Here is a 16090-nt window from a genome sequence, read left to right as displayed (position 1 = left end):
CAACTGTTCCGAATTGTCTTTTCGATTGCAGATCTGACCATTCATCGCGCGAACTGCGCCGCCCGGTCGCTTTGAGATCTGTCACCGCCTAACGAGCCCTAGCATCCGCGCCCTATGCGGACAGGCTCGTTTTCATCCTTCTTTCGTCACGAACGCCGCCCGGCGGCCCGCATCCACTCGGGGTTTACGGCCATCGAACTGATGGTCGTGATCGCGCTCCTCGCCATCCTGGCTGCAATCGCCATGCCGCAGTTCCGGGACGTGCTGAACCGCTACAAGGTTCGGCGCGCAGTGGAAGAGATGCGCGGCACGCTTTATCTCGCGCGTACCGAATCCATCAAGCGCGGCGGTCAGGTGACCCTGCAGCGCATCGCATCTGCTGACTGCGCTCCAGCATCTGCCGAGTGGAGTTGCGGGTGGATGCTGTTCGCGGATGCGAACGAGAACGCCACGCTCGACGGCACCGATATCGTTCTCCAGACCTCTTCCGCGCCGATGGGAGTGAAAGTCGAAATCCAGCAGGGCGATTCGGCACCGGAATCGCTTCAGGCTGACCGCTGGGGCCAATGGAACGAAGGCTCCTTCAACTTCACATTCCGTCCCGTCGACGACGTGAGCGACTCGCTGGCGACGACCCTGTGTCTTCTGGCAGGCGGCTGGATGTACACGAGCCATGGAGCACACACATGCGACGAATGAAGAGGCTCAGCCATCGGCGTGCGGCGCGTCGCGTGTATCGCAAGTTCCAGCAAGGCATCACCTTGCTGGAATCGCTCGTCGCCATCGTGGTGCTGGTCCTCGCCGTCCTCGCAACGCTCGGCGTGCAACTGCGCTCGCTCGCCGAGACGCAGACTGGCGTGCGGCGCGCGCAAGCCGTGCGGCTCATCGAAGATCTCGCGGAACGCGTCAAATCGAATCCCGACGGCTTTGCGCAGCTCGCAGCCTTCGCCGGCGACTTCAATGCCAGCGGCGCGCCGGGCACCTCATGCGACACCAGCAGTTGCACTCCAGGCGAGCTCGCGAAATGGGACGTCCGCCAATGGCGCGCCGCCGTTTCGGAGACGCTGCCGATGGGGAAGGCAGCCATCTTCACCGCCACGGGCGAAGTCGACCCCGGCACCCGCCGCCAATTGCGCATCGTCGTGGCCTGGCGCGCCAACGAGTACCGGCGTCAGGGCCAGGACGCGAAAGACATCGAACTCTATGAAAAGCCATTGAGGGTCGCCACCGGAGCTGCCGGCATCGACTGCCCCGCCGATCTCATCTGCCATCTCGCCCATGTTCAGCCCTGACCGCCACCTCGGCGCCTTCCGGCGCAACACCCCCCCGCGCGTACGCCAGAAGGGGGCTTCCCTGATCGAATTGCTCGTGGGCCTCACGATCGGTTTGCTCGTGATTGCCGCCGCGCTCGGGACGCTGCTCATCAGCCGTGGCTCTTCGGTCGCGATCACCGAGATGAGCCAGTTGCAGCAGCAAGGCTCCTACGCGCTGCGCGTGATCGGCGTCCAGTTCCGGCAGGCCGGCTCGGTCGAATTGATGCAGGCCGCCTCGGGCGCTTACGCCTTCAGCAGCGCCTTCACCGGCTTCGGCGGCGGCCCCACGGTGGTGACCGGCAAGGAAGGCGCCAATGGGTTGCCCGACGAGGTATCGGTCAGCAACCAGCCGTCCGCGGTGCTGGCGACGCAGCGGCGCGATTGCCTCGGCAGGGAAACCACCGGCGACCGCATGGACAGCACGTTCTTCGTGAGGAACGCGCAGCTCTATTGCAGGGGCTCCGACCCGAAGGCCCAGGCCATCATCGGCAACGTGGCGGACTTCCAGGTCAGCTACCGGGTCAAGACCGACGCGGGCACACAGTCGCTCGCGGCCGACAAGGTCAAAGCCGCGAACTTGTGGTCCTCCGTGTCGGCCATCGAAATCTGCCTCGACCTCCAGGGCACCGACAACAGCAACCCGCAGGCCGGCACCTACCAGACCTGCCGGGTCGACGGCAGCGGGACTCCCGTGCGCGCGTCCCGCGACGGCCGCATTCATCTGGTCTACCGCAACGTCTTCAATCTTCGCACGCAGGGATTTCTCTGATGAACTCACCCCGTCATCGCCAGCAAGGCATCTCTCTGTTCGTCGTCATGGTCATGGTGATGCTCACCACGCTGATCGCCATGTGGGGCAGCCGCACCGCGCTTCTCAACGAAATGGTGACGGGCAACGACAGCGACTACCAGCGGGCGCTCGAAGCCGCGCAGGCCATGGTTCGCGACGCAGAGCTCGACATCACGGGGCAGAAGCCCGACGGCACGCCCTGCAAGACCGATGCAGCCTTCCAGCAAAGCTGCCGCGAAACCGTGATCGACATATCGGCCGGCAAGGTGTTCTTCCCGCAAGGCACCGAGGACTACCAGGACCTCGAGGCCGCCCTGGCCGCAAAGACGCCCTCCTGCATCAGGGGCATCTGCCTCGCGAACAAGGTGCAGCCGGAATTCTGGAAGACGGCGAACGGGGCCATGGGGCTCGACCAGATGAAGGCAGCGGCCGCGCACTACGGTGACTTCACGGGGGCCGTGGCGACCGCCAACGGCGACCCGTCGCTGGTCAGCAGCAGCAGCGGCGCGAACGCGTGGTACTGGGTGGAGGTGCTTCCCTACGACTGGCCGGGCCTTTCCTACGAGTTCATGCCGGACAAGGAAGTGCCCTACGTCTACCGCATCACTGGCATCGCCCTCGGGCGCAAAGCCGGGACCCAGGCCGTGGTGCAGACGGTATTCGTGTGGCGCAAGAACGCGTCGTAGCACGTCCCATCAGCTCGCGAAGATCGGATCGACAAGGGAGTGTTCATGAAATCAGAAAAAGCGAAGGAGCGACTCCGTCGCTCAGCGATATGGGTCGCCATCGGCGTCCTCGCGAACCCGGCACTGGCGGCCCCCCTGGCATTGAGCAGCGCGCCTGCGGGCTCGGGCTACAAGGCCCCCGCCCCGAACGTCATCGTTTCCGTGGACGACTCCGGGAGCATGGGAGACCGCGGGATGGGGACGCTGCGCGACGCCCTGCTCAACACCTTCACCGAAGCGAACGCGCCCGATGGAAGCATCCGCCTCGCCTGGCAGGCCATGACCGGCTGCGCCGACATCCCCAGCGGAGGCGATTGCAAAAACGAAAACACCATGCGTGTGCTGGATGCAGCGCACCGCAAGCGTTTCACGGATTGGGTCGCAACGCTCAAGACTCAGGGCGGCACGCCTTCGCATCGCATGCTGATCAACGCCGGCGAGTACTACAGGAATACCAGGCTCGGCATCAACAGCCCCTGGGCCAGCGTACCCGGCACGACCGAAGCGCCATTGCTCGGCTGCCGAAAGGCCTACGACATCTTCATGACGGACGGCGGCTGGAACAGCACGACCCCCAACGTCTGGTCGTTCATCGGGAATGCGGACGGCACGACACGGACGCTGCCCGACGGCACCGTGTACGACGCCAGCAGCACCGATGCCCACCCCTTCAAGGACGCCTACGGATCGACCGTGCTGCCGACGTTGGCCGACGTCGCCTTCTACTACTGGGCCAACGACCTGCAGTCGGGCATCGCCAACAATGTCCCGAAGCGCATGGTCGTCGACCTCCCCGAGATCATCACCAGCGGGGGCACGACACGGGCGGTCCCGCCCTACTGGAATCCGCGCAACGATCCGGCGACCTGGCAGCACATGATCACCTACACCGTCGGATTCAATGACGCGGCGGACTGGAACTTATCCGCCGAGCCCAAGTTCGGGACCGACACCTGGACCGGCGGCGACTATCCGGCCCTCATGACGGGAACCCGGGGCTGGACCGATGCCATCTCGGCAAAAGAAGGCGGCCGCAGGCCGGAGTTGTGGCACATGGCATTGAACAGCCGCGGCAAGTTCGTGCCGGCACCGAATGCCAACGCGCTGACGACCGCCTTCCAGGACATCCTCAACACGATCAATGCCGACCAGTCCACGCCTGTGACCTCCGTGGCCGGCAGTTCACTCACGACGCGCACCGCATCGATGGCCTTCGCCGCCGGCTACCAGGGCGCCAACTGGACGGGCCACGTCACGGCCTACGGCGTGGCTGCGGGCACGGGAGCGCTTTCGTCGACCGGCGCCTGGGGCACCATCGTCGGCAGTTCTCCGCCCAAACCAGTCACCACGGCGTCGAAGCTGGACGCCAGCACATTCGACCCGGCGGCGCGCGTCGTGCTGTCCCATGACGGTACGCAGGGCATCGCCTGGAAATGGAGCGAGCTTTCCGACGCCCAGAAGACGGCGCTGAACACGCTCCGCGGCACGACCGATGCGAGCGGTTCCGATCGCCTCGACTACCTGCGCGGCGACCGCTCCAAAGAGGTCAGCCACGGCGGCAGCTTCCGCAACCGGACCTCGCGACAGGGCGACATCGTGAACTCCAGGCTCTGGTATCTCGCGGGCAAGCCGGCGGCGGGCTTTGCGGACTCCACCTATGCCACCTTCAGGAGTGCCAATGCCAGCCGCACCTCCATGCTGTACGTGGGCGGCAACGACGGCATGCTGCACGGCTTTTCGGCCGCCGATGGCGTCGAGAAGATCGCCTATGTCCCGCGCGGCCTGCATGCCGCGCTGCCTGCACTGACCGATGTCAACTATGCGCACCGATACTACGTCGACGGCTCTCCCCTCTCGGGCGACCTGAAGGTGGGTGCCGCCTGGAAGACCTACCTGGCGGGCTTCCTCGGCGCCGGCGGACGCGGGTACTTCGTACTCGACGTCACCGCGCCGGACAGCTTCGGCTCGACAAGCCCGAACAGCCTGGTCGTGATCGACGACACCGATGCCGCGAGTCTCGATCCCGACGTGGGGCACATCTTCGGCGACCCTGTGATGGACGACGCTACTGCGTCGATCACACGGCAGATCACGAAGCTAAACGACGGACGCTGGGCGCTGGTCATGGGCAACGGCTACAACAGCGCCAACGAACAGGCCGTCCTGCTGATCCAGTATCTCGACGGGGCCAAGGAACTGCTCAAGCTGACTGCCGGCGCGCCGGGCGGCAACGGGCTCGGCGCGCCCAGGCTGGTCGACCTCAACGGCGACAAAATGCCCGACGTGGCCTACGCCGGGGACCTTCAGGGCAAGCTCTGGAAGTTCGACCTGAGCGGCAGCACATCATCGACCTGGAATGTCGCCTTCGGTGGGACTCCCCTCTACGTCGCAAAGGATGCGGGCAACAACCCGCAATCCATCACCGCGGCGCCAGTCTGGCTGCCCCATCCGAACGGCGGTTTGATGGTCGTGTTCGGAACCGGACGCAACCTGACGGATGCCGATCAGTCCAGTACCGCCGTTCAAAGCGTCTACGGCATCCATGACAGCACTTCGATCAGTCGGAATGCCAACAACGTATTGAGCCTCTCAGGCGGTGCCGCGGTGGCCAGGGGACGCTCCGACCTCGTGGGCCAATCCGTCGACCCGACCGTGGCTGGAACCGCCGCCTCGGGCTCGCGGATGTGGTCGCTGTCTTCCAACACAGTCGACTATGTCGGCGCCGGTGCCAAGAAGGGCTGGTATCTGGATCTGCCCGATTCCGGCGAACGCGTGGTGAGCAACCTCTCGTGGTTCGCGGGGCAACTGATCGACGTCAACAGCACCGTACCGAATATCGGCAGCGATATCACCGAGGAAACATGCTCGCCTTCTTTGATGGTCGGGCATGACTTCCTGAACACCATGAATGCCCTGACCGGCGCGGCACCCAAGTCGCAGGTCTACGCCTACACGGCGAGCGGGGCCCCTTCCGCGGAGATGACTGCGTCGCGCAGCGAGTCCGGCAAGCAGTACCGCCTCTCGTCATCAGGCGGACAGCAATACGTGTGCGTCGAAGGCAAATGCGCAGGCGAAACAAGATGGACCTACCAGGGCCTCCAGCCGTCATGGCGCCAGCTGCAGTGAGGGAAGGCCCATGACCATGAGCAAACCCAGTCAACGCGGCTTCACCCTGATCGAAGTCATGATCGTCGTCATGGTCGTCGCCATTCTGGCGGCCATCGCATTGCCGAGCTATCAGGAGTACATGCGACGAGGCCGCCGCGCCGAAGCGCGCGCGGCCCTGCTCCAGGCGGCGCAATGGCTCGAGCGCGTGGCGACGGCAAGGGGTCACTACCTGACGGAATTGACGGATTTCCCCGGCTCGCTGCAGACCGTCCCATCGGATAGCTACGACATCGTGCTGGTATCGACCAGTGCCCACGCCTACAGCCTCGAGGCCCAACCGAAGAATGCGCAGGCCGGCGACAAATGCGGCAGCTTCGCGCTCAACCAGTCCGGTGAGCGCAGCCTCACCTCCCCGACGGCACCCGAACTGATCGCGGAATGCTGGAACCGCTGACTGGCGTGTCTTCCATGGCCCCCTTCGTTCGACGGCGGCATTTCGCCGGCTTCACCGCCATCGAGCTTGCGGCCGCCATGGGCATCGTTGCGATCCTTGCGGTCATCGCGGCGCCGAACCTGGCCCGGTTCTTCGACCAGTACCGCGTCCGGCACGCGAGCGAGTCACTCAAGGCCGCCATCTATTTCGCCCGGACCGAGGCCATCCGGCGCGCGGGCAACGTCACATTGCGGAAGGCTTCGTCAACCCAATGCCCAACGACCGGCCCCACCGATTGGAGTTGCGGATGGATCGTGTTCGCCGACACCAATGCCAATGGCGTGCACGATGCGGGGGAAGAGCTGATCCAGACATCGCCACCCACGAGCAGGGTGAAGGTCACGATCGTCATCCCCAATCCATCGAGCTACCTCAAGATCAATCGATGGGGCCGCTTCAACGAGACCGTGAACGCGTTCAGCTTCCGGCTCGAGCCGGTCAAGGACGGCGGCAACGAAGCGCACATGACCCTGTGCGTCAACTCGGGTGGGCGGCTCAGGACCGTCCACGGCGCGGGCGGCTGCTGACGCCCTCGGGGCATGGGACAAGCGCGCGGGCCGCAACTACACTCGTGTTCTCTTGAATGCAATCCCGCGCCGAGCCCTCGGGCGCATCCTCCTCGCGCGGAAATCATCGAAAGCTCGCTCTGACTCACGCCAATCGAATTCCCACCCGCGTGTCCTCCGATGAAGCGGTGCGCCTGGCGATTTCGCTGGCTCACGAGGCAAACGCGATCGCTGCGCCAAACCCCGCCGTCGGTTGCGTGATCACGTCGGCCGACGGCAGGGTGCTGGGCGCAGGTCACACGCAGCAGGCGGGCGGCCCGCACGCGGAGATCATGGCGCTGCGGGATGCATCGGCTCGCGGCGTTGTAGTCGCCGGCGCCACCGCCTACGTCACCCTCGAACCCTGCTCCCACCACGGCCGCACCGGCCCCTGCTGCGACGCCCTGATCGCCGCCGGCATCCGCAAGGTCGTGGCCTCCATCGCCGACCCCAATCCGCTCGTCGCCGGCCAGGGCTTCGAGCGCCTGCGCGCCGCAGGCATCGAAGTCGAGGTCGGGCCACTCGCCGCCGAATCGCGCGAGCTCAACATCGGTTTCTTCAGCCGCATGATCCGCAAGACGCCGTGGGTCCGGCTCAAGGCGGCGGCCTCGCTCGACGGCAAGACCGCGCTCGAGAACGGCACGAGCCAATGGATCACCTCCGAAGCCGCGCGCGCCGACGGCCACGCCTGGCGCGCGCGGGCCGGCGCGATCCTGACCGGCGTCGGCACCGTCATCGAGGACGATCCGCGACTCGACGTCCGGCTGGTCGAATCGACGCGACAGCCGCCGCTCGTGATCGTCGACAGCCGCCTGCAGACGCCACCGACCGCGCGGCTTTTCGAGGTCGAGCGCAAGGTCTGGATCTACGCCGCCGGGCGCGACGAAGCCAAGGCCGCGGCGCTGGAGGCGCGCGGCGCCACGGTCAGCTGCATCGCCAATCCCCACGGCAAGGTGGACCTCGCGGCGCTGCTGCGCGACCTGGCGGCACGCGAAGTCAACGAATTGCACGTCGAAGCCGGCCACAAGCTCAATGGCTCGCTGATGCGCGAAGGGCTGGTCGACGAGCTGCTGCTCTACGTCGCCCCGAAGTTCATCGGCGCCGGCCTCGGCATCGCAAGCCGGCCCCACCCGGGGGGTGCGCTGACCTCGCTGGGCGACGCCCTGGCGCTCGAATTCCGCTCGTTCGAGGCGGTCGGGCCGGACCTGCGCATCGTCGCGCGGGTGGCGGGACGCGACCGGTTTTAGGGTTCACCCCGATCCCCGGCCGCATCTCTGCGAAAATGGCGGGATGTTCACCGGAATCATCACCGGCGTGGGGCGCATCGCCGCCGTCCACGACCTCGGCAGCTCTTCATCCCACGGCAAGCGGCTCAGCATCGCGGTGCCCGACGGCTACCTCGACGACGTGGGGCTCGGTGACAGCATCGCGCTCAATGGCGCATGCATGACGGTCACCTCGCTCGACCTCCCCGGCCAGCAGTTCACCATCGACATTTCCGCCGAATCGCTCGACAAGACGGCGGGCCTGTCGGACGCGGCCGCCGAGGTCAATCTCGAGAAGGCGTTGCGGGCCCACGACCGGCTGGGCGGCCACATCGTCTCGGGCCACGTCGACGGCATCGGCACGGTCACCCGCTTCGCACCGGTCGGCGAGAGCTGGGAGCTGCGCGTGCTCGCGCCCCCTGCCCTCGCCCGCTTCCTCGCCTACAAGGGCTCGATCACGATCAATGGCGTGAGCCTCACCGTCAACAGCGTGACCGACCTCGCGGACGGCAGCGAGGTCAGCATCAACCTCATCCCCCACACCGTGGAGAACACGGCGCTCGGCAGCCTCCAGCAAGGCAGCCGCGTGAACCTCGAGATCGACACCGTGGCGCGCTACGTGGAGCGCATGCTCCAGGCCGGCGCCATTCCACTCCCACAGAAAGACAAAGCCCCATGAACGCATCCGTCACACCGATCGGAGCGCCCCGCAGCAACCGCGCGCCGGCGCCCATTTCATCGGTCGAGGAAATCGTCGCCGACATGCGCGCCGGCCGCATGGTGATCCTGGTCGACGAAGAAGACCGCGAGAACGAAGGCGACATCGTGCTCGCGGCCGACCACGTCACGCCCGAAGCCATCAACTTCATGGCCCGGCATGCACGCGGCCTGATCTGCCTCACGCTCTCGCGCGAGATGTGCGAGCGCCTGAACCTGCCGCCGATGGTGGCGCGCAACGGCGCCAAGCATTCGACGGCGTTCACCGTATCCATCGAGGCCGCCGAAGGTGTCACCACCGGCATCTCGGCCGCCGATCGCGCCCGTACCGTGCAGGCGGCGGTCGCGCCCAACGCGGTCGCCTCCGACCTGGTGCAGCCGGGCCACATCTTTCCGTTGCAGGCGGTGGACGGCGGGGTGCTGATGCGCGCCGGCCATACCGAGGCCGGCTGCGACTTCGCCGCGATGGCGGGCTGCTCGCCCTCTGCGGTGATCTGCGAGGTGATGAACGAAGACGGCACGATGGCGCGCCTGCCCGATCTGCAGCTCTTCGCGGCCGAGCACGGCCTCAAGATCGGCACCATCGCGGCGCTGATCGAGCACCGCAGCCGCACCGAATCGCTGGTCGAGAAAGTGGGTTGCCGCGAGATCCGGACCGCGTGGGGCCCCTTCACCGCGCACGCCTTCAAGGACAAGCCGAGCAATGGCGTGCACCTCGCGCTGGTGCGCGGCCAGTGGAATGCCGGCGACACCGTCGACGTGCGGGTGCACGAGCCGCTGTCGGTGCTGGACGCGCTCGAGCTCGATCGCGCGATGCACTCGTGGAGCCTCGATGCCAGCCTCGCCCACATCGCCACCCAGGGCAAGGGCGTTGCCGTGCTGCTGAACTGCGGCGAAACCGGCGCGGAGCTGCTGTCGCAGTTCGACGGCACCGCGCGCCCCGCGCAAGCGCCCGAGCGCGGCCGCATGGACCTGCGCAGCTACGGCATCGGCGCGCAGATCCTGCGCGCATGCGGCGTGCACCGCATGAATCTCATGGGCACGCCGCGACGCATGCCCAGCATGGCCGCCGGTTTCGGACTCGAGATCGCCGGCTACATCACGAAAGACGAACAATGATCAACCCCAACGAGCGGGCAGGCTGACTGATGCAACACGCGAACAAAGGCAGTGACGTCGCACTCGACGGCAAGGGATTGCGCATCGGCATCGTGCAGGCGCGCTTCAACGAGGACATCACCGACGCGCTGGCCAAGGCCTGCCGCGACGAGCTCACGGCGCTCGGCGTCGCCGATGCCGACATCGACCACGTGAGCGTGCCGGGCGCGCTCGAAGTGCCGGTCGCACTGCAAGGCCTGGCCGAGCGCAACCGCTATCACGCGCTGGTCGCGCTGGGCTGCATCATCCGTGGCGAGACCTACCACTTCGAGCTGGTCGCGAACGAATCCGGCGCCAGCGTGAGCCGCGTGGCGCTCGACTACCGCATTCCGATCGCGAACGCGATCCTCACCACCGAGAACCTCGAGCAGGCCATCGCGCGGCAGACCGAGAAGGGCCGTGACGCGGCGCGCGTGGCGGTGGAAATGGCGCGACTGCTGGCCACCCTCCAATGACCGAGAACAACGACAAGGCCCCAGGCGCCAAGCCGCGCCAGTCGCGCACCGGCCTCACGAGCACGGGCGCGCGCAAGGCGTCCGCCAAATCCACCCGCAGCCGTGCGCGCGAATTCGCGCTGCAGGCGCTCTACCAGCATCTGGTGGGCCACAACGACGCCACCGCAATCGACGAATTCACGCGCGACCTCGCCGGCTTCCACAAGGCCGATGCGGCGCACTACGACGCGCTGCTGCATGGCGCGATCGAATCCGCCGAAAGCCTCGATGCGCTGATCGTTCCCCTGCTCGACCGCAAGCTCGAAGAAATCTCCCCGATCGAACACGCCGTGATGTGGATCGGCGTGTACGAATTCCAGAACTGCCTCGACGTGCCGTGGCGCGTGGTGCTCAACGAATGCATCGAACTGGCCAAGGAGTTCGGCGGCACCGACGGCCACAAGTACGTGAACGCGGTCCTCAACGGCCTCGCGCCGAAGCTGCGCGCCACCGAAGTCGAAGCCGACCGCGCGGCCGGGAAGGCCCGCTAATGAGAATTTCCAAGAGGGCGGAGCGCATCGAGCCGTTCTACGTGATGGAGGTCGCCAAGGCCGCTTCCGCGCTCGCGCGCGAAGTCGCGCACACCGACCGGCCGATGATCTTCCTGAACATCGGCGAGCCCGACTTCACCGCACCGCCGCTGGTCCAGGAAGCGGCCATCCGGGCGGTTCGTTCAGGCGCCACGCAGTACACGCACGCGACCGGCCTCGACCGCCTGCGCGAGCGCATCAGCGGCTGGTATGCGGAGCGCTTCGGCGTCGACGTGCCGGCGCGCCGCATCGTCGTCACGGCCGGCGCTTCGGCGGCCTTGCAGCTCGCCTGCCTCGCGCTGATCGAAGCCGGCGACGAGATCCTGCTGCCGGACCCGAGCTACCCGTGCAACCGCCATTTCGTCACCGCAGCGGACGGCCGCGCGGTGCTGGTGCCGACGACCGCGGCCGAGCGCTTCCAGCTCAGCGCCGCCAAGGTCGAGGCGGCATGGAACGAGCGCACGCGCGGCGTGCTGCTGGCATCGCCTTCGAACCCGACCGGGACCTCGATCGCGCCCGACGAGCTGCGCCGCATCCACGAGGTGGTGTCAGAGCGCGGCGGCATCACGCTGATCGACGAGATCTATCTCGGCCTTTCCTACGACAGCAGCTTCGGCCAGACCGCGCTCGCAATCGACGACCAGGTCATCAGCATCAACAGCTTCAGCAAGTACTTCAACATGACCGGCTGGCGCCTCGGCTGGCTGGTGGTGCCGGAAGCGCTGGTGCCGGCGGTCGAGCGGCTGGCGCAGAACCTCTTCATCTGCGCGAGCACCGTGTCGCAATACGCCGCGCTCGCCTGCTTCGAGCCCGACAGCATCGCCGAGTACGAGCGCCGTCGCGCCGAGTTCAAGGCGCGCCGCGACTGGTTCATCCCGCAGCTCAACGCGCTGGGCCTGGACGTACCGGTGGTGCCCGACGGCGCCTTCTATGCCTGGGCCGACTGCTCGAACTTCGCGGAGCGGCTCGGCATCTTCGGCAGCTGGGACTTCGCCTTCGAGGCCATGAAGCAGGCGCATGTCGCGGTCACGCCGGGGCGCGATTTCGGCTCGGCCGAGACCTCGCGCTTCGTGCGCTTCTCGACGGCCAGCTCGATGGCGCATCTCGAAGAATCGATCGACCGCCTGCGCGTGTGGGCGAACGCCACAGTTACTGCATGAGTTTTTCCCTGGCGATCCGCGTTTATTGGGAGGACACCGATGCCGGCGGCATCGTGTTCTACGCCAACTACCTGAAGTTCATGGAGCGTGCCCGCACCGAGTGGCTGCGCTCGATGGGCATCGGGCAGCAGCGCCTTCGGGAGGAGACCGGCGGCATCTTCGTCGTCTGCGAGACGCAGCTCAAATACCACCGGCCCGCGCGCCTCGACGACGAACTGCTGGTTACAGCCGAACTGCGTCAGATCGGTTCCGCGTCGCTGATAATCGCTCAGCGCGTGCTATCAAAATCAGAGCAAGGCGCCGATGCCGCCGCAGCCGGCACCGGGCTGCTGTGCGAAGGCACGATCCGCATCGGCTGGATCCAGGCCGACACACTGCGGCCCGCGCGCATTCCCCGCCAGGTTTCGGGAACCCTCGAGCGCCACGCCGGCTCCATGTCTCAACCTTTCAAGCCATGAATCAAGACCTCTCGATCATCTCCCTGCTGCTGCACGCCAGCCTCCCGGTGCAACTGGTGGTGGCACTGCTCATCGTCGTTTCCGTCGCGAGCTGGGCGGCCATCTTCCGCAAGTACTTCTCTCTCAAGCGCACGCGCTCGCTCAACGAAGACTTCGAGCGCGACTTCTGGTCGGGCACGAGCCTGAACGAACTCTTCTCTTCCGCCGCCCAGAACGCGAAGTTCGCCGGCCCGATGGAGCGCATCTTCGCCTCCGGCATGCGCGAATACCAGAAGCTGCGCGAGCGCCATGTGTCCGACCCCGGCACCTTGCTCGACGGCTCCCGGCGCGCGATGCGCGCCAGCTTCCAGCGCGAGCTCGACGCGGTCGAACAGAACCTCTCGTTCCTCGCCACCGTGGGCTCGGTCTCGCCGTACGTCGGCCTCTTCGGCACGGTATGGGGGATCATGCATGCCTTCACCGGCCTCGCCGCGCTGGCGCAGGTCACGCTTTCCACCGTCGCACCCGGCATTGCCGAAGCACTCGTGGCCACCGCGATCGGCCTCTTCGCCGCGATCCCGGCCGTGGTCGCCTACAACCGCTTCGCGCGCGAGATCGACAAGATCGCGATCGCGCTCGAGACCTTCATCGAGGAGTTCTCGAACATCCTCCAGCGCAACCTGACGGCCCACCAGAATCCGGCGACCGTCGCGGCGGCCACGGGCCGCTGAAGCGGAGCACGACGCCATGCCAGCCCTGTCCTCCCGCGGCCGCGGCCGCCGAACGATCAACGAGATCAACATGGTCCCGTTCATCGACGTGATGCTGGTGCTGCTGATCATCTTCATGGTCACCGCGCCGCTCATCACGCCCAGCGTGATCAACCTGCCGAGCGTCGACAAGGCCAACAAGCAGCCCGACAAGCCGATCGAGATCGTCATCAAGAGCGATGACGAGGTGCAGATCAAGAAAGACGCGTCCACCGGCAGCGGCGGCAGCTCGGTCCCGATGACGCAGATCGGCTCGGCGGCCAAGACCGCGCAGGGCGGCGACGGCGATCGTCCGGTGGTCATCAGCGCCGACAAGTCCGTCAAGTACGAGACCGTGGTCAAGGCCATGAACCAGCTCAAGCGCAGCGGCATCGAGCGGGTCGGCCTCTCGGTGCAGACCACGGGCGCGAAGTAAGGCATGTCGCTCGCCGCGGAACGCCCCGAATTCGCGCCGCCGCCGCAGCGCGGCACACCGCGCGCCGTGCTGCTGGCGCTGTTCGCGCACGCGCTGCTGATCGCCCTGTTGACCTGGGGCGTGAGCTGGCGTCGTGAGGCCGAGAACGACGCCGTCGAGGCCGAGCTGTGGTCGTCGACCGTGCAGCAGGCTGCGCCGCGCGCCGTCGCACCGCCGACGCCGACGCCTCCCCCTCCCGTCCCGACACCGGCCCCGCCGCCACCACCGCCTCCGCCCCCACCGCCGCAGGCCGTGAAGCCGCCCGAGCCGACGCCCGTGCCGCGCCAGCCCGACATCGCGCTCGAACGCGAGAAGAAGCAGAAGGAGCAGAAGGAACGCGAGCTGGAGCAGCAGCGCGTCGAGCAGCAGAAGAAACTCGAGGCCCAGAAGAAGGCCGAGCAGCAGAAGAAGGAAACCGAGGCGCGCCAGCGCGAAGAGGAAGAGGCCGAGCGCAAGAAGGACGAGCAGAAGAAGCTCGCCGAGCAGAAGCGCAAGCAGGAAGCCGAGGCCAAGCAGCAGGCCGAGGCCAAGCAGCAGGCCGAGGCCGCGAAGAAGAAGGAAGCCGACGCCAAGCAGGCTGCCCAGGCGGCCGCCGATCGCGCGGCAACGCTCAAGCGCATGCAGGCGATGGCCGGCACCGGCAGCGAAAGCTCGACGGGCACGGCTGCGCGCTCGTCAGGGCCGTCGAGCGGCTATGCGGCGCGAATTGCTGCAGCAGTTCGCCCCCATGTCAACTATCCCGACGCAGATACAGTCAGTGGCAATCCAACGGTCGAATTCGATGTCAGCCTGGCACCCGACGGCACGATCGTCGGGATTAAGCTCCGTAAGTCCAGTGGCGTTCCCGGTTGGGATGACGCTGCTGAACGTGGATTGCGAGCCACTGACAGGCTGCCGCGTGACACCGACGGTCGCGTATTTCCCTCATTGACCGTCGCACTTCAACCAAAGCGCTGAGGGCGACATCCCGCCCCCAGCCCCATCACTTGGCTCGGCCGTACTTCGCAGCGAAGCTCGCCGAGGCGAGCTTGTTGGCGTTGATCGCCGAGCCGACCCGTGCTGCGGCGGCGTCCGGCGGGATGTCGAGCTTGTCGGTCCCCAACGCATACACCGTGAAGATGTACCGATGCGGCTTGTCCCCCACCGGCGGGCATGCGCCACCGAACTCCGACGAGCCGAAGTCAGAGCGGCCCTGCACGCTGCCCGTTGGCAGGCCCTTGCCGTCGGCGGCGCCGGCGCCCTCGGGGAGCTCGCTGGCCGTGGCCGGGATGTTGTAGACCACCCAGTGCCACCAGCCCGAACCGGGCGCATCGGGGTCGTACAAGGACACCGCGAAGCTCCTGGTGTCCTTGGGCGCCCCGCTCCACTTCAACGCAGGCGAGATGTTCCTGCCGGTGCAGCCGAAGTCGTTGGACACCTGCGCATCCGTCAGCGTGCTCCCGGGCTTGATATCGGGACTGGTGAGGACGAATCCGGCCGCTTGCGAGAGCGTCGCACAGGCGGCCAGCGTCGCAGCGAGGGAAGCGGAACGCAGCCTTGAATGCATGGTCATGGCTCCTCCTTCCCGGATGTTCGCTGCGGCGCGATCACGCCGCGCGTCGCATGTCGCCGCCCAGCCGTCGCGACGATGTAGTGCGCCGCAATCGCCGCGAGGCCGCCGAGCACGAGTCCGAAGAACACGTCCATCGGGTAGTGCACCCCGACCACCACGCGGGCCGCGGCCACCAGGGCCGCAAGCACGAGCAGGATGCAGCCGAAGGCCCGGTGGCCCGCCGCGAGCAGGAACGAGAAGGCCATGGCGCCGTAGGCCGTCGCATGGCTGCTCGGAAACGAGGCACTCGGACCGTGCGGCAGATGCTGGAAGCCCAGCCCGAGCACGAAGGGCCGCGGCCGGTTCCAGACATGGCCGATGAGCTCGCAGGCCACCGAGCCCAGTGCCAGCGCGAGGAGCGCCGCCATCAGCGGCGTCAGGGACGGCTTCCCCCGACGCAGCGCATAACCCGCCAGCAGCGCGAGCGCCACCCAGTGCGCATGGACCGCGAAGAAATACCACGCGCCGATCCACCACCGGGGGGCATCGGCGCTCGCATTCAGCAACAGGAAGAGCTGGCTATCCAGCGCGTCGAGCATC

General features: G+C 66.9%; 19 protein-coding genes. 17 read left to right on the top strand and 2 right to left on the bottom strand.

Annotated features, from left to right (window positions below):
- The first annotated feature begins 114 nt into the window (after nt 1-114).
- The 17 genes from VAR608DRAFT_RS26055 (at nt 115) to tolA (ending at nt 14916) form a co-directional block, all read left to right on the top strand.
- Entirely contained in the window at nt 115-699 is a 585-nt protein-coding gene (locus tag VAR608DRAFT_RS26055) for a GspH/FimT family pseudopilin (protein ID WP_088956706.1), read from the top strand.
- Nucleotides 687-1292 carry a type IV pilus modification protein PilV gene (pilV, locus tag VAR608DRAFT_RS26050; RefSeq protein ID WP_157731122.1) on the top strand — a complete coding sequence of 202 codons (606 nt, stop codon included), beginning with the start codon at nt 687-689 and terminating at the stop codon, nt 1290-1292. Before VAR608DRAFT_RS26055 ends, pilV begins: the two co-directional genes overlap by 13 nt.
- Nucleotides 1279-2082 carry a PilW family protein gene (locus tag VAR608DRAFT_RS26045; protein ID WP_088956704.1) on the top strand — a complete coding sequence of 268 codons (804 nt, stop codon included), beginning with the start codon at nt 1279-1281 and terminating at the stop codon, nt 2080-2082. The genes pilV and VAR608DRAFT_RS26045 overlap by 14 nt, the downstream gene beginning before the upstream one ends.
- A complete protein-coding gene (locus VAR608DRAFT_RS26040; protein WP_088956703.1) occupies nt 2082-2789 on the top strand; it encodes a pilus assembly PilX family protein in 708 nt (235 codons plus the stop codon). The genes VAR608DRAFT_RS26045 and VAR608DRAFT_RS26040 overlap by 1 nt, the downstream gene beginning before the upstream one ends.
- Nucleotides 2790-2834: 45 nt before the next feature.
- Nucleotides 2835-5954, top strand: coding sequence for a pilus assembly protein (locus tag VAR608DRAFT_RS26035; protein WP_088956702.1), 3120 nt, complete (start codon nt 2835-2837; stop codon nt 5952-5954).
- A gap of 16 nt (nt 5955-5970) precedes the next feature.
- Nucleotides 5971-6390 carry a type IV pilin protein gene (locus VAR608DRAFT_RS26030; protein ID WP_088958981.1) on the top strand — a complete coding sequence of 140 codons (420 nt, stop codon included), beginning with the start codon at nt 5971-5973 and terminating at the stop codon, nt 6388-6390.
- Nucleotides 6391-6404: 14 nt separating this feature from the next.
- Nucleotides 6405-6956 carry a GspH/FimT family pseudopilin gene (locus tag VAR608DRAFT_RS26025; protein WP_172843899.1) on the top strand — a complete coding sequence of 184 codons (552 nt, stop codon included), beginning with the start codon at nt 6405-6407 and terminating at the stop codon, nt 6954-6956.
- A 149-nt stretch (nt 6957-7105) separates the two neighbouring features.
- The gene (ribD, locus tag VAR608DRAFT_RS26020) at nt 7106-8221 is read left to right on the top strand and encodes a bifunctional diaminohydroxyphosphoribosylaminopyrimidine deaminase/5-amino-6-(5-phosphoribosylamino)uracil reductase RibD (RefSeq protein WP_443082891.1); all 1116 of its coding nucleotides are present in this window, start codon (nt 7106-7108) and stop codon (nt 8219-8221) included.
- A gap of 43 nt (nt 8222-8264) precedes the next feature.
- Nucleotides 8265-8918, top strand: coding sequence for a riboflavin synthase (locus VAR608DRAFT_RS26015; RefSeq protein WP_088956699.1), 654 nt, complete (start codon nt 8265-8267; stop codon nt 8916-8918).
- The gene (gene ribBA, locus VAR608DRAFT_RS26010; protein ID WP_088956698.1) at nt 8915-10075 is read left to right on the top strand and encodes a bifunctional 3,4-dihydroxy-2-butanone-4-phosphate synthase/GTP cyclohydrolase II; all 1161 of its coding nucleotides are present in this window, start codon (nt 8915-8917) and stop codon (nt 10073-10075) included. The genes VAR608DRAFT_RS26015 and ribBA overlap by 4 nt, the downstream gene beginning before the upstream one ends.
- A gap of 29 nt (nt 10076-10104) precedes the next feature.
- Entirely contained in the window at nt 10105-10569 is a 465-nt protein-coding gene (gene ribH / locus VAR608DRAFT_RS26005) for a 6,7-dimethyl-8-ribityllumazine synthase (protein ID WP_088956697.1), read from the top strand.
- A complete protein-coding gene (nusB, locus tag VAR608DRAFT_RS26000; RefSeq protein ID WP_088956696.1) occupies nt 10566-11099 on the top strand; it encodes a transcription antitermination factor NusB in 534 nt (177 codons plus the stop codon). The genes ribH and nusB overlap by 4 nt, the downstream gene beginning before the upstream one ends.
- Nucleotides 11099-12298, top strand: a complete 1200-nt coding sequence (locus tag VAR608DRAFT_RS25995; protein WP_088956695.1) for a pyridoxal phosphate-dependent aminotransferase — start codon at nt 11099-11101, stop codon at nt 12296-12298. Before nusB ends, VAR608DRAFT_RS25995 begins: the two co-directional genes overlap by 1 nt.
- Complete coding sequence (ybgC, locus tag VAR608DRAFT_RS25990; protein WP_088956694.1) at nt 12295-12756, top strand: tol-pal system-associated acyl-CoA thioesterase; 462 nt, start codon at nt 12295-12297, stop codon at nt 12754-12756. The genes VAR608DRAFT_RS25995 and ybgC overlap by 4 nt, the downstream gene beginning before the upstream one ends.
- Nucleotides 12753-13466: a protein TolQ gene (tolQ, locus tag VAR608DRAFT_RS25985; protein ID WP_088956693.1), complete on the top strand. Its 714-nt coding sequence runs from the start codon at nt 12753-12755 to the stop codon at nt 13464-13466. Before ybgC ends, tolQ begins: the two co-directional genes overlap by 4 nt.
- A 16-nt stretch (nt 13467-13482) precedes the next feature.
- Nucleotides 13483-13920, top strand: a complete 438-nt coding sequence (locus VAR608DRAFT_RS25980) for an ExbD/TolR family protein (RefSeq protein ID WP_088956692.1) — start codon at nt 13483-13485, stop codon at nt 13918-13920.
- A 3-nt stretch (nt 13921-13923) separates the two neighbouring features.
- Entirely contained in the window at nt 13924-14916 is a 993-nt protein-coding gene (tolA, locus tag VAR608DRAFT_RS25975) for a cell envelope integrity protein TolA (protein ID WP_088956691.1), read from the top strand.
- A gap of 25 nt (nt 14917-14941) precedes the next feature.
- Here the strand turns inward: tolA and VAR608DRAFT_RS25970 are convergent, their stop codons facing one another.
- The gene (locus tag VAR608DRAFT_RS25970; RefSeq protein ID WP_088958980.1) at nt 14942-15505 is read right to left on the bottom strand and encodes a YbhB/YbcL family Raf kinase inhibitor-like protein; all 564 of its coding nucleotides are present in this window, start codon (nt 15503-15505) and stop codon (nt 14942-14944) included.
- A 2-nt stretch (nt 15506-15507) separates the two neighbouring features.
- Complete coding sequence (locus tag VAR608DRAFT_RS25965) at nt 15508-16089, bottom strand: phosphatase PAP2 family protein (RefSeq protein ID WP_088956690.1); 582 nt, start codon at nt 16087-16089, stop codon at nt 15508-15510.
- Between the last annotated feature and the right edge of the window lies 1 nt (nt 16090).

Source organism: Variovorax sp. HW608, assembly GCF_900090195.1.
GTDB lineage: Bacteria > Pseudomonadota > Gammaproteobacteria > Burkholderiales > Burkholderiaceae_C > Variovorax.
This window is presented reverse-complemented; position numbering and strand designations above follow the sequence as displayed.